At 69.3% G+C, this 14,370-nt stretch carries 7 protein-coding genes and 1 pseudogene; 4 read left to right on the forward strand and 4 right to left on the reverse strand.

The window, feature by feature from the left end; translation table 11 throughout:
• Nucleotides 1-46: 46 nt before the first annotated feature.
• A pseudogene (locus AC3ETA_RS36180) lies at nt 47-3,321 on the reverse strand (GH92 family glycosyl hydrolase).
• 570 nt (nt 3,322-3,891) lie between these two features.
• Here AC3ETA_RS36180 and AC3ETA_RS36185 point away from each other — a divergent pair.
• Nucleotides 3,892-7,011, forward strand: coding sequence for a family 78 glycoside hydrolase catalytic domain (locus AC3ETA_RS36185; RefSeq protein WP_432197125.1), 3,120 nt, complete (start codon nt 3,892-3,894; stop codon nt 7,009-7,011).
• Nucleotides 7,012-7,146: 135 nt separating this feature from the next.
• Here AC3ETA_RS36185 and AC3ETA_RS36190 read toward each other — a convergent pair whose 3' ends face one another.
• A complete protein-coding gene (locus tag AC3ETA_RS36190; RefSeq protein ID WP_432197126.1) occupies nt 7,147-7,833 on the reverse strand; it encodes a GntR family transcriptional regulator in 687 nt (228 codons plus the stop codon).
• 168 nt (nt 7,834-8,001) lie between these two features.
• On the opposite strand from AC3ETA_RS36190, the gene AC3ETA_RS36195 reads away from it, so the two are divergent.
• Entirely contained in the window at nt 8,002-8,535 is a 534-nt protein-coding gene (locus tag AC3ETA_RS36195; protein WP_432197171.1) for a YbhB/YbcL family Raf kinase inhibitor-like protein, read from the forward strand.
• Between the two features lie 8 nt (nt 8,536-8,543).
• Nucleotides 8,544-9,236, forward strand: a complete 693-nt coding sequence (locus tag AC3ETA_RS36200) for an iron-dependent transcriptional repressor DtxR (protein WP_432197127.1) — start codon at nt 8,544-8,546, stop codon at nt 9,234-9,236.
• Between the two features lie 184 nt (nt 9,237-9,420).
• Here the strand turns inward: AC3ETA_RS36200 and AC3ETA_RS36205 are convergent, their stop codons facing one another.
• Both AC3ETA_RS36205 and AC3ETA_RS36210 read right to left on the reverse strand, forming a co-directional pair.
• Nucleotides 9,421-9,855, reverse strand: a complete 435-nt coding sequence (locus AC3ETA_RS36205; RefSeq protein WP_432197128.1) for a subtilase-type protease inhibitor — start codon at nt 9,853-9,855, stop codon at nt 9,421-9,423.
• Nucleotides 9,856-10,469: 614 nt separating this feature from the next.
• A complete protein-coding gene (locus AC3ETA_RS36210; RefSeq protein ID WP_432197129.1) occupies nt 10,470-13,244 on the reverse strand; it encodes a glycosyl hydrolase in 2,775 nt (924 codons plus the stop codon).
• Between the two features lie 700 nt (nt 13,245-13,944).
• Between AC3ETA_RS36210 and AC3ETA_RS36215 the strand changes: the two genes are divergently transcribed.
• A complete protein-coding gene (locus AC3ETA_RS36215) occupies nt 13,945-14,334 on the forward strand; it encodes a hypothetical protein (protein WP_432197130.1) in 390 nt (129 codons plus the stop codon).
• Nucleotides 14,335-14,370 lie beyond the last annotated feature (36 nt).

Genomic DNA, 14,370 nt, shown 5'->3' on the forward strand with positions numbered 1-14,370 from the left:
TAGATACCGTGACCATGCCCTGTGCTGCCACCCATCGCACGGAGCGTTACCCGAGAGTGACCGCATAGATCTGCACACGCGGATCGTTCGGAAGGCCGACAGAACGCACCGTCTTGGACGCCTCGAGGTTCGCGGAGGAGCTGAACAGACGCACCGGCGGGCCGTCCACACCCTGCCCGCTCTTGATCCGGTGCGGCATCTCCAGTGCCACAGAGCTGCCCTGGGGTGCCGAACCCGCCCAGTCGCCCACGGTCACCGGCACCTCGGCGGTGCTGCCGTCGGTGTAGCGAACCGTGAGCGCGGTCGACACCGGACCGTGGTGGGCGACGGCGACCAGGCGCAGCGTGCCGTACGAGCCGGCCGGGAGCAGCATGGCCTGACCGCGGGCCTCGACGAAGTTCAGGGCTGTCCCGGACGGATCGGGAGCGTCGTACGTGACGCCGCCCCAGACGACCGGACCGGCCGCAGGCAGCAGGTCACCGTCGAAGCTCCATCCCGATCCGTCGAAGTCGCCTTCGCCGGACGCCGCGACCGTCGCGGTTCCGTCGTGGTTCGCCTCCTTGCCGAGGTCGACGGCACACTGCTCACCGGCGCCTTCCGCGCAGCGGGCCGCCGCGCGCACCTCGATGGTCGCGAGGCGTTCCACGGGTTGCACACCCTTCGCGCTCGCCGTGACCCGTACGGTGTACGAACCCGGCGCGGTGTTGGCCGGCACACTCACGTCGACCGCCACCGTCCGCTGGACGGGAAGCCGATTGGACGTGAGGGAGAAGGGTGCGGCGGTCCGCGCGGTCCAGCCACCGGGCGTCTTGGCAGCGATGTCCACCCGCAGCGTGCCGGGGGACTGGCCCAGCACGTCCATCCGCAGACGGACGCTCTGAGCGCTGTCGGCCGTCGGCAGGACATCGGAAGCGGTGCGCAGCGAGGCGTCGAGGTGGCGGCGGGAATCGGCGGCGGCGCGGTTCACGGACGGCGGCTCGGCGTCCTTGCCCGTGCCCCATGCCGATGGCCTGTCGGCCATCTCGAAGGCGAGGTTTCCTCCCTTGGCGACCGAGTCCCAGTCCAGCCAGGTGGCGCGCAGGTTCTTGCCGCCGAACTTCGCCTGTCGCACATAGCGTTGTGTGTCGCTCGTGCCCGGTGCCTTGACGGTCAGAGTGCCGCCCTGCTGTTTCCCGTAGTCACCGATACGGATGACCGCCGAGGGGAACTGCGGACTGGAGACGGCGAGGAAGTCGCCGCCGTTCGTCGTCGGGTACAGGCCCAGGGAGGAGAAGACGTACCAGGCGGACATGGTGCCCAGGTCGTCATTGCCGGTCATACCGTCGGGTCCGTCCGTGAAGAGTGTCATCGCGGCGCGGACCACGGTGGCGGTCTTGGCGGGTGCGCCGGCCCACAAGTACATGTAAGGGGAGTGCAGATCGGGCTCGTTGTTCGGGTTGTACGTCGGCTTGCCGTAGTAGTCGTACGGTGCCGAGATCCAGTCCTCGCGAGCGGTTCCGGCCGGGTCGGCGAGGAGTTCGTCGTAGGCGAAGAAGGCGTCGAGCCGCTTCTCGGTCTCCCGCTTGCCGCCCATCAGAGAGACGAGCCCGGCCGGGTCCTGGGGCACCAGCCACTGGTACTGATAGGCGCCGCCCTCATGGAACTGGTGGCCCGCTTCGACAGGGTCGTAGGGCGTCAGCCAGGTGCCGTCGACCGTGCGCGGCCGGAACTGCCTGATGGAGGAATCCCACAGATTGCGGTACCACTGGCCGCGCGCCGCGAACCGGCGGGCGTCCGCGGTGTGCCCCAGCCCCTTGGCCATGAGGGCCAGCGACGCGTCCGCCGCGGCGTACTCCAGCGTCGCCGAAGCGGGGTGCCGGCAGTCGTTGTCGCCGCCCTTGTCCGCACAGTCCTTCCCCGGTTCGAGCCCGCTGGGCAGGTAGCCACGCTCGCTGTACGCGGCCACCCCCGCACGGCCGTTGTAGGGGGAATCGTCCGGCGGCGTGCTCAGGGCGTTCTTCCGCAGGAGCGCGTACGCCTCCTTCTCGTACCCTTCGACCACGCCTCGACGAGGAACGGAGTGACCGGGTCGCCGGTCATGATGTTGGTCTCGCTGTTGGCGAGCGACCAGCGAGGCAGCCAGCCACCGTCCCGTCCGATCGCGACGACCGACAAGGCGACATCACGGGCGACCTTCGGCTGCAGCATCTGCAGCAGCTGGTTCTGCGGCCGGTGGGTGTCCCACAACGACAGGTTCTGATATGGCGTGAACCCCGACGCGCGATGTGTCTTCCCGTCGAAGCCCGCATAGCGGCCGTCGACGTCCCCGGCGAGGTTCGGGTGCAGCTGCGAGTGATACAGGGCCGTGTAGAAGGCGCGTTGCCGCTGCTCCGACCCGCCGCCGATACGGACGGCGTCGAGCTGCCGTTCCCAGGTCTCGTGCAAAGCCGTGCGGGTCGCGTCGAAGTCGTACGAGTCGTCCGTCTCCGCCTTCAGGTTCTTCCGGGCGCCTTCGACACCCGTGTAGGAGAGCCCCACCTTGACGACGACGTCGCGGTCGGCGCCGGCGTCGAAGGTCACCCAGGCGCCGTTGCCGCCCTCGCCGGCCGCGTCGCGCTCACCGGGGGAGGGAGTGGTTCCGCGCCAGGTGCCGTGTGAGGTGAACGGCCTGTCGAAGGTCGCCGTGAAGTAGACGGTGTGCCGGTCCTTGCCCGCACAGAAGTTGCCCGCCTCCACACGGCCCTCGACCGTACGGTCGCCGACGACATGGACCTCCGAGCCGTACACCTTCTGGTTGGCCCTGCCCGTGTTGAACAGGACGTTGGCGCGGTCGGTCGAGGGGAAGGTGTAGCGCTGCCATCCCGTGCGGGGTGTGGCGGTCAGCTCGGCGTCGATCCCGTACTTCTGCAACCCGACCCGGTAGTAGCCGGGTTCGGCGTCCTCGTCGTCGTGGGAGTACGTGGAGCGGTAGACATCGGGGTCGACGCTGTCGACGGCCCCGGTCGTCGGCATGAGCGGTAGCTCGCCCATGACGGAGCAGCCGACGCCGGAGAGGTGGGTCTGGCTGAACCCGAGGATCTTGTCCTGCTGGTAGTCGTAGCCTCCCTGGCCGCCGGTGTCCGGGCTGACCTGGACCATGCCGAAGGGAGCGCTCGCGCCGGGAAAGGTGTTGCCGAAGTTCTGGGTTCCGATGAACGGGTTGACCAGGGTGGTGAGTTGGCCGGCGGCCTCCGCGGTGCCCCGGGCGACGGCCGGCGCCGGGCTCAGGGCACCGCCGGCGACGAGCAGTGCGGCAAGCACGGTTGATGCACGGTTGCGTATTCGGTGCAGGGGTCTGTGCATGGAAGCGGTCTCCCGTTCCTCACCCGTCATGCGCTGTGCGGCATGAGAGGTGATCTCCAAGTGACGGACGCAGCGGCGGAATTGGCTCGGCGGTACGTGTCGGGGAAAGGAGGCGCTGTGCAGGTCATCGCGGTGAGCCCCCTTCACGGCGCAGAGCAGCGGCACATGGCTGGACGGAAGCGGACTAGATCACGGTCCTGACATCGTTGTCAATGGTTCGGGCAGGAGTCGGACGGAGGCCGGGCTTGTTCAAGTGGGCAAGAGTGGCGGCGCGTTCGCTGGACTTCTGCCGGATTGCCGCCACGGCGCTTCCGGAGTCTTGTGGGTGGACATGGCTCGCTCATAGGATCCGCGTGAAGGCTTGTTGAATCGTTTCATTCCGTGAAGTGAGACCTGGTGAGCAGGGGAGTGGATATGCCCGGAAAGTGGGACCGCAGGACCTTTCTACGCGCCACCGCAACAACGGTGGGCACCGGAGTTCCCGTTCTCTCGGCCGCGGCTCCCGCGGCGGGCGTGCCGGCTCTCGGACCTCAGGCCTCCAGGGCGGACGGCGCCCGCGGCCTTCGTGTCGTGCGCACGACCGTGGAGTACGCGGAGAACGTCCTCGGAACCGATGTGGTTCACCCCCGACTCGCCTGGGAGTTGGCGTCCTCGGGGCGTGGCGCGCGGCAGACCGCCTATCGGATTCAGGTCAAGGCCGACGCGGCGGGGTGGGCCAGATCGCTCGTGTGGGACTCGGGCAAGGTGACGTCCGCGAACAGTGTGGGCGTGGCCTACGGCGGCCCGGCGCTGAAGCCGCGCACGCGGTACACCTGGCGGGTCAAGGTGTGGGACGGGCAGGGCAAAGCGTCGGCCTGGAGTGCGCCCCGCTGGTGGGAGACAACGTTGTCTCCCGAGAAGTGGGGCGCCGACTGGATCGGGGTGGACAACCCCACGCCTCTCGACTTCACCGGCGCGTCGTGGATCTGGGCCACCGGCGCGAGCCTGGAGAACGCCCCCGTGGGCACCAGATGGTTCCGGTCCCACCTGGACCTGCCGGGAGACGGCGAGGTGCTCAAGGCCACCGTGGTGGCCACCGCGGACGACGACTTCGCCCTGTACCTCAACGGCCGGGAGTCAGTGCAGGCTCCGCAGCAGCAGGACGGATGGAGGAGCGGCCGGACCGCCGATGTGACTCATGAGGTGCGCGAGGCCGCGGCCGCCGGCACGGGCGTCGCCCTCGCCGCCCGGGCCACCAACCGCGCAGGCGCCTCGGTCAACCCCGCGGGGCTGCTGGTCCGCCTGCGGGTGGAGACGTCGACGGGCCGGACGTACGAACTCCTCAGCGACGCCGGATGGCGAGTGACGGACACGGAACAACAGGGCTGGCAGGAGCCGGAGTTCGACGACTCCGCCTGGCCTGCGGCGGTCGTGCTCGCTCCGTACGGCCAAGGTCCCTGGGGTACGGGCGTGAGTGTCGCCCTGCCGGAGCAGCCGGCCCCGCTCCTGCGCAGGGAGTTCGACATACCGCGCCGGGTGAGCCGTGCCAGGCTCTACATCAGCGGCCTGGCCTACTACGAGGCGCGGATCAACGGCCGGCGCGTGGGGCGCCAGGTGCTCGACCCCGGCTTCACCGACTACGACGAGACCGTGCTGTACACCGTCCACGACGTCACGGAACTCCTGCGCCGCGGCGCCAACGCGATCGGGGTGAGCCTGGGCCGCGGCTTCTTCGGCATGACCACCCCGAACGTCTGGAACTGGCACCGGCCGCCCTGGCACTCGGAGCCGCGCCTCGTCGCCCGCCTGGAGATCGAGCACCCCGACGGCTCCCGCACGGAAGTCGTCACCGACGACCGGTGGCGGATCACCGAGGGACCCACACTCTCCAACTCCCTCTACGCCGGGGAGACGTACGACGCCCGCCGCGAACCGGGCCCGTGGACCAGCCCCGGCTTCGACGACTCCTCCTGGCGCCCGGCCACGGTGCGGAGCGCACCGAAGGGACGCCTGCGGGCGCAGCCGCACGACGGAATCGAGGTCATCGACTCCTTCCACCCCGAGAAGATCACCCGGCTCGCCCCCGGGGTGCACGTGGTGGACATGGGCCGCACGATGGCCGGTTGGGCCCGCGTCACGGTGCGCAACCTCCCCGCGGGCACGCGCCTCCAGCTCACCTACGGCGAGAAGCTGAAAGCCGACAAAAGCGTGTCGGCGGAGACGTCGCACGTGCCCGGCCGCTTCCAGCGCGACGAATACATCTGCGCCGGCCGTGAGGAGGAGAGCTGGGAGCCCGCCTTCTCCTACAAGGGCTTCCGGTACGTCCAGATCAGCGGCCTGCCCGAGACCTCCGACGACGCGTGGCGGATCCTCGGCCGCCTGGTGCACACGCCACTGGACGAGGTCAGCTCCTTCGCCTGCTCGGAGCCCTTCTACGCATGGCTCGACCGGGCCATGCGGCGGACCGTGCTGAACAACATGCACGGCATTCCGACCGACACCCCGATGTACGAGAAGAACGGCTGGACCGGCGACGCCCAACTCGGCACACCGGTGATGACCTACGCCTTCGCCATGCACCGCATGCTCTCCAAATGGCTGGGCGACCTCGCCGACAGCCAGACGGACGAAGGCCAACTGCCCGTCATCGTGCCGAGCGGCGGCTGGGGCTACGGCGACCTGGGGCCCTCGCCCGAGTGGACGACCGTGTACCCGTTCCTCATCCGGGAGTTCTACCGGGTGTACGGCGACGAGCGGGCCGCGCGCGAGCACTGGACGACGCTGACCCGCTACCTGGACTGGGAGCTGTCCCGGTTGCGCGACGGCCTTGCCGTCACGGCGCTGGGCGACTACCTCGCCCCCGGATACGGCGGCAATCCCCCGGAGGACACCCGGCTGACCGCGACCGCCTACCTCTACCGGGCGCTGCTGGACACCGCCGAGATGGGGGAGGTGCTGCGTGCCGACGAGGTGGTGACCCGGTACCGGAAGGCCGCCGAGCGGCTGAAAGCAGCCCTCAATGCGGAGTTTCTGGGCGCGGACGGCCACTACCGGACCGCCAAGGATCCCGACTACCGCCAGACCTCCAACGCGATTCCGCTCGCCTTCGGCCTCGTACCGGAAAGCGCCCGTGCCTCGGTCTTCGACAGCCTGGTACGGGACGTCGAACGCCGCGGAAACCACCTCAACACCGGTGCGCTGGGTACGAGCGTGTTGCTGCGGGTGCTGTGCGCGCACGGCAGGCCGGACCTGGCCCATGCCGTGGCGACCCGGCGCACCTACCCCGGTTGGGGCTACTGGCAGGACAACGGCGCGGACACCATGTGGGAGATGTGGCCGCTCGACTCCCGCTCCCGTGACCACTATTTCCAGGGCACCGTGGCCCAGTGGCTCTACGAGAACGTGGCAGGACTGCGTCCGGGCGATGCCGGTTACGCGACGTTCACCGTACGTCCCGACGCCCGGACCGGCGTGGACTGGGCCCGGACCTCGATCCGCACCGTCCGGGGTACCGCCGGCGTCGCCTGGTCACAGACGGCGGCCGGCTTCACGATGGAGGTGCGGGTGCCGGTGGGAGCGATCGCGGAGGTCCACGTTCCCGCGGCAGGCCGTGAGGAGGTGACGGCACCTGACGGTGCCCGGCATCTGCGTTCGGAAAGCGGGTTCGTCGTCTACCGGGTGACGCACGGGACGTGGCGTTTCACGAGCTGACCGGCAGGCGGGCGGCAGGGCTCTCCATGGGAGTCTGAGGTGCCTTGCCGCCCCGTCGCGGCGACCGAGCTGGTGGGGACGGTTGTTCTTGGTCAGGCGTGCCGGCCCTCTGGCTGTGGTCTTCCACGACCGGCGTCACTCGGGAGCGGTGGGGTAGGTCAGCACGTCCGCAGTTCGGGTGAGGTGCCGGATGAGGACCTCGGCCGCGGTGTCGGCGTCGCGGGCGAGCGCTGCCTCCTCCAGGCGCCGATGCTCAACGGCCCCGTCCCGGCCGGGGTTTCGGTGCGCGGACCAGCGGCGTGCCAGTTCGCTCGCGGTCCACATCCGGTCGAAGGTCTCCAGCAGGACGGGGTTGCCGCAGCCCTCCAGCAGGGTGCGGTGGAAGACCCTGTGGGCCTCGGACCATGCGCTCGTGTAGTACTCGCCTTCCTCGGGCAGATACGCGGGGGTGCGGGCCAGGCGGTGGTGGGCGGCGCGCACGCGGGCCTCCCAGTCGACGTCCCCGCGCTCGATGGACATCCGCAGTACCACGGGTTCGACGGTTCGGCGGGCCTCAGCGATCTCCTGCCAGCGGCGGTCGGAGACGGCCGGGACGGCGAAGCCGCGGTTGGGCAGCCGGTCGGCGAGGCCCTCGCCGACGACTCGGACGAGGGCCTCGCGTACGACGGCCAGACTCACGCCTTGCTCCTTGGCAAGGTCCTGCGGTTTCAGCGGGTCGCCGGGAGCGTGGTCACCGCGCAGGATCGCGTCTCGCAGGTGTGTGTAGACCTGCTCGGAGAGCATCTGCTTCCCGGCGGGGGTCGGAGTGTGCGCCTTAACCATGTGCGCAGCATAGACGATCCTCTAGATAATCGATTATCTGTGTTACTGTCGATTTAAGGATGGTGCGGCAGGGCCCTGACTTACGCCGTTTTGTCGACCTTGGGGCCCGATGGCCCACATCGCCGACTCCATCACCCCAAGCGCACAGCTCTGAGAGGAAACGACGTGATACACGCCAACGACCCCTTCGCCCGGCTCCCCGAGGCGGCCTCCTTCACCGTCGCCAGCACCACCGTCACCGACGGTGCCGCCTGGCCGCCGGAGCAGCACGCCTCCGGGCTGCCCGGCGGGAAGGACATCTCCCCGCAGCTGTCCTGGAGCGGCGCTCCGGAAGGGACCGAGAGCTACGCCGTCACCGTCTACGACCCCGACGCTCCCACGGGGTCCGGGTTCTGGCACTGGGCCGTCGCCGACATCCCGGCCACGGTCACCGAACTGCCCGAGGGCGTCGGTGACGACACCGGCGCGGGCCTGCCGGAAGGCGCCTTCCAGCTGCCCAACGACGCCCGCCTGGCCCGCTACATCGGCGCCGCTCCGCCGGCCGGGCACGGAGTGCACCGCTACTTCGTCGTGGTGCACGCCCTCGACGTCCCGTCGATCGGGGTCTCCGCCGACGCCACCCCCGCTGTCCTCGGCTTCACCATGGCCGGCCACACTCTCGGCCGCGCGGTCCTCACCGTCACTGCCGAGACTCCCGCCTGACGTCCGGCATGTCCCGACTCATCGACACCACTGAGATGTACCTCCGCACTCTCCTGGAACTTGAGGAGGACGGCGTGGTCCCGCTGCGCGCCCGCATTGCCGAGCGCCTGGACCAGAGTGGCCCCACGGTCAGTCAGACCGTCGCGCGCATGGAGCGCAACGGCCTGCTGCGCGTAGCCGGTGACCGGCATCTCGAACTGAGCGACGAGGGCCGCCGACTGGCCACGCGTGTCGTGCGCAAGCACCGGCTCGCGGAGTGTCTGCTCGTCGACGTGCTCGGGCTGGAGTGGGAGCAGGCCCACGCCGAAGCCTGCCGCTGGGAGCACGTGATGAGCGAGGCCGCTGAACGCCGTGTCCTGGCCCTGTTGCGGCACCCGACGCACTCTCCCTACGGCAACCGGATCCCGGGCCTCGCGGAACTCGGTGAGGAGGGGGCCGCTGGTCCGTTCCACCACGGCGGCGCGGTCGGCCTCAGTGATCTGGAGACCGGGCCGGACGGTGTGAGCGCGGTCGTACGCCGCATCGGGGAATCGGTCCAGGCCGACTCCCAACTGTTGTGCGCGCTGCGGTACGCAGGGGTGCGGCCCGGCGCGAGGGTGAGCGTCACGTCGTCGCCCGGCGGTGTGACGGTCGGCAGCGACCAGGTGACCGCCGTGCTGCCCGTGTCGGCCGCCGCGCATGTCTTCGTGGCCAGGCCCTGAGCGGCAGGCCGTGAGGTCGGCCGGCCTGCCGATGGCCCGGGCACGGGTCAGCCTTTGGCTCTGCCCGGCGTCCCCGCCAGGCCGCGACCCCCTCGCCGTGTCCAGTGCAGGGCCGAGCCTTTGCTGCTTCCGTACGCGGGCAGCAAAGGCTCGGCCAAATGCTCGGCCTACTGAGCCGTGACGCTCAGAAGGCTAATGCCGCTGCTCCTTGGGTTTCCTTGACGCATGAATTGGCGAACGTGTGCTCGTAGTTCACGCGCGTCCCTCGCCATACACCTTGAATGGTGACGACCACGGGCCGGTACTCCTTCGTGCAGGGCCGCCCCGCCTCGTTTCCGCGGAGCGTGGCCAGGCGTCCGAAGTCGCCGTTCACGCGGTCCAGTTCCGCACAGGCTTGCCGCGGGTCGGGATGGGTCCCCGAGGTGGTGTACGCACAGTTCAGCGTCACCGCGCGCTCCGGTGTCGCGGTGACGGCATTCTGGCCGTGGCCTGTGGTGAAGACCAGGGCCGAGGGGGCGTACGGCGATGCGGGGGCGCTGTGGGCGGGAGCGCTCAAGGGTCCCGCCACGGCTGCGGTGAGCAGAGCCGCTGACGTTGCCCAGCGTGCCATTCGTCGCATGGTGTGTCTCCCTCTGGGTTGCGGTGCTGAAGGCTTCGAAGTACCCGTCCTATTGCCTCTGTTTCGGGGCGGACAAAAATGAACCACTCCCATCGCTGCAATCCAGATGAAATTGCCCATTGAAGCAGTGGCTTGATCGGTTGGGCGATCTCCACGGCCGAGGAGGTGAGCAGCTTTTCGCGTAATCCGCGGGTCGTGGATGTGGCCGATGCGCCCGGGGTACGAAATGGCTTGGATGTGCTGGGCGTGCCGTGGTGCCGTAATGCACCGCCGTCGTACAGCACATGGGCCATGAGCCGGGTGCGGGCAAGCGGCGAAGTCTCCGGTCCGGGTTCGAAGGCGCACCACCCCGCGGCGCGTGATCGTCGTGTCCGCGGCGTCGGGCGCGCTCGGACGGCTGGTCGTGGAGCAGCCGCTGACCCGGATCCCGGCGAAGGACATCGCGGTCGCGGTGCGATTCCCCGAGAGCGTGGCAGACCTCGCTGCCCGAGGCATCCGGATCCGGCGGGGCGGCCACGACGCGCGGGACACCCGCCTGCAGCAAGCCGTGCCAGGCATGTCGGTGCGGCGGGCAACATACTCGCGCCGTTGCCCGCCGCACCGTTCTCGCCGGATCAGCCGTAGGGGATCACCAGCACGGACTTGTCCGTGCCCGTCTGGAGCTTGGACGCGCCGTTGCCGATGGCGCTCCAGACTTCGAGGCGTACGGTGCCGCCGTTGAGGTTGCCCATCGTGCCCGTGGACGCCTTGAGGCCGCGGCTCTGCGTGTACTCCTCCCACCCGGCGACCGGGTCGGTGGCGAAGTAGTGGTACGTCTCGGTCCGGTCGAAGGTGCCGTCACCGGTGAAGTCGTAGCTGACACGCGCCTGTTGGCCGAGACCGACCGCCGTGTCGGCGTCCACCTGCAGCCGGAACGTGGTGCCGGCACCCGAGGTGAGTGTGCCGTTGACGCCGCGGATCTCGTAGACGAGGGGCTGGTACGGGGTGCCGTCGTGGTTGGTGCCGCCCGCGGAGGCGATCGTGTCGCTGCTCAGGGTGCCACCGGTCGCCGTGGTCAGGACACCGCCGCTGCGCAGCTGGAAGGTGTTCCCGGTCGGCGGGTCGGGGTCGGGGTCGGGATCCTGCGACCCGGATCCGGTGCCGGTCGCGGTGGAACGAGCCGGCACGGACAGGGTCTTGCCGTCCGAGAAGGTGACGGTGCGGGCCGACGATCCGTAGTTGTGGGCGACGTAGGTGCGGGTCGTCCCCTTGGTGAGGGCGGCGGAGGTGGGGATGTCACCGGTGACCGTGGTGTCCGGGGCGCCCAGCGCGTCGAGGGTGTTGATCCAGTGGTAGGTGTGTGCCTTGGACTCTCCCTGCTCCGGGGTGTAGCCGGCGTTGCCCGCGTCCCACTTCGCCTTGGCCGCGGCCGGGTCGGCAGTGGACTGGAACTCCCAGAGGATGTCCCGCCATTCGACGGCGGGGCCCCCGTTCTCCCGCTCCATCTCTGCGATGTTGCGCCGCACGGCTGCCTTCTCACCGCCGAGATGGAGCGATCCGCCGGTGACGGGCAGAACGTTGATGCCGTGGATCTCCTCGGGGTTCGCGGTCCACCAGGTGGCGTAGGCGGCGCCGCTGCCCCAGACCATGCCCGCCGTGTCGTGGCCGAACGCGGAGGGGAAGACCTGCTCGTCGGCGTCGAACCAGTACTGGGCGATCGATTCCGACTCGGTGCTCAGCAAGTAGGTGCCGAGGTCACGCAGCGAGGTGTCGCCGGTGGCGGAGCCCCACAGGACGAGGGCCGCGCTGAGGTTGGTGGACTCGGAGGAGGACTCCTGGTTGTTGCCGGCGGCGAAGCCCTGATGGCCGGATGCCCAGCTGTGGCCGGCGTAGACGTCGAAGCCGCGCAGGAAGGGGAAGGAGCTGTCGGTGCGGCTGGGGTTGGCGGTGTCCCTCACGAGGGCTTTGACCATGCCGCCCCACGCTGAGTCGGCGGCCCAGGCCTGGTCGTACTGGGCGACGATCGCCGCCGCGTAGATGTAGTAGCCGTAGTGGAAGTGGTGGTCGTTGAGCTCGGTGTCGCTGCCGTAGGAGGCGGGATAGCCGGTGAGGGTCTTCCAGTCGTTGTCGTAGCTGAACTCGTTCGCGCCGCCCGCCGTGAACCAGTCCTGGAGCTTGCCCTTGATCAGGCCGAGAAGCTTGTCGCGGGTGCCGGTCTCGCCGATCTGCTCGGCAACCGGGACGAGTTGGGCGAGGCGGCCGAGGGCCTTGCCGGTCCAGTAGGTGTCGGTGGCCCCGGAGAAGGGGTCGGAAGCATTCACGACCTCGTTCAGGTATCCGCGCAGCCGGGCGGCGTCCACACCGTCCGACTTGGGCAGTGCGGGCAGCACCGGGGCCGCCTTCTGAGTCGTGGTGAACGAGGCCGACTCGCGGACCTTCATGGTGCCGCGGGGTGAGACGTAGGTGTAGGAGGTGAGGGCGTCGGTGGTGTTCAGCCACTGGTGGCGGTAGAGCGCCTGGAGTGTGCCGCGCTCGGTGCCTTCCTTCGCCTCGGTGGTGAGGGTGTAGGTGGCCTTCGTGGTGCCACCGGAGTAGCTCCAGCTCACCTTGGAGCCGGTGACGAAGCTGTAGGCGTACTTCTTGAAGGTCGCCAGCGCGTCCGTGTTCGGCAGCACGGCGACGGAGAAGTAGTCCTTGGAGCCGAGGCCGGTGGTGATGGTGGAGCCGGAGACGTTCCAGTCGCTGCCGGTCGGCGCGAAGAGGGCGTAGTGGTGTCCGCCGACGGTGATGCCGAGGACGTTGGTCTGGTCGGCGAAGACCGTCGGGGCAGCGGCGGTGGTGATCTGGGCGTTGCCGCCGGAGCCTTTCGCGTATACGAACGGGGAGCCGTGGCCGATGGTGGTGCGCAGGGTGCGGGCACCGTCGGACCACAGGGGAGTGACCGTCCAGTCGGACCAGTCGTCGGCCTTGGTGTCGGGGGAGTTGAGGCCGGTCAGTCCGATGGTGAGGTCCCGCTTGTGGGCGTACTCGTACTGTCTGCCGTCACCGACGATCGCGGGCGAGGTCGGGTAGCCGACGTCGAGTCCACCGGCCGTGGCCTGGTAGGTGAGGGGGTGCCCGTACATGGGCGTCGACCACGGGTTGTCGCCGTAGCGCTGGAAGGCCAGGGAGGACCACCAGTCGTTGGTGGGTACCGGCCGGTTCCGTGCGGCGGCGGTCAGCTTGGGCGTGACGGGTGTTCCTGTGTTGGTGGTGGGGCCCGACGTGCCGGCGGGCCGGGTGTCGGAGTAGCTGCCGGAACCTACTGGAACGGTGGCCGCGGCCGCCGGTGCGGCGGTCGGGACCAGGCCTGCGGCGGCGAGCGCGGAGGCCAGAAGCAGTATGACTGCCGGTCTGCGTGGGGATGGCATGCGGCACCTCAAGTCTTCACAGGAGGGGAGTCTGAGAGCGCTCTCAGATGGCCGGAACGTAAAGCCTATGTAATGCACGTGTCAATGCATTGAACGCGCCCGGTAGTTGACCAGTGATGAAGTCCGTTATGTCTTCGCCCCTTGATGATGCGCAGAGGGTGAGGTCGGCACCCGGCGGATGCACACCGGCGGAGCGGAGGCAGCGTTCCGGCCGGAGGCTCCCCTGCCGTGGCCGGTCCGGCCATACGTCCCCTGCCGGTGACCGTGGCCTGCCGGCCGATTCCGCGCTGCGGACGACCTCCGGCGCCCGACCGGGTCGGTCGCACTCGAAGGGGGCTTGCCCGCGACACCGGAACTGCCGGTGCCTGGACGGGGGGTTGGTCCCGCAGCGGGGCGGGAGAGCGTTGACTGCCTCCGCGGCCGACGCCGCGCCGGCACTGGACGGCCTCGGCCTCGCCGCGGGCGTCAACGTGTCGGCATGATGACGGGAAGTCCGGAGACCCGGCTGGTCGTACGGGCAGTGTCGCAAGGGCATCAGATGCAGCGACCGCGACCCGCGGAAATGGTCGAAACCGTCGTCGGAGCAGCCGCGCTAAACTCCCCGAACTCCTGTCTGTAGCGGGGAAGAGGCGCATCAACGGCGCTGGCACGAGCCGACCAAGGACAGCTGACCCGCGAAAGAGAGACGAAAGAGACACGGTTGAGAACGCAGTTGAAACTGACCCGCGACGGTGACGCGTTCACCGCCCGGCTCGCACCCTCCCAAGTCTCGGCGATGTACGAAGCGCTGAGCTTTCTGCGCCATCGGGACTTCGATGACACGGTGCTGACCGTGCTGGTCGGTGCGTGCCGGGACGCGGTCGACGCACTCTTGGAACGCCTGGTCGGACCGCACACGGAGTCCCGCGATTTCCGGTTCACCACGCTGGAACTGCACATGGTGCACAGCGCGCTGACGGCGGCGCCCACCATGTTCCTCGTCCGCGAGGGCGCTTTCTCGGAGGAGCCGTTTCACATCCGCCTGGGTTTCTACCGAGAGAATTTCGACGCCCTGGCGCACGCCGTCGTGCGGGCAGCGACCGAAGCGTGACGCCCGACCCGGTGCATCGAATGCACATGGCGGCGG

Source organism: Streptomyces sp. bgisy027 (assembly GCF_057710365.1).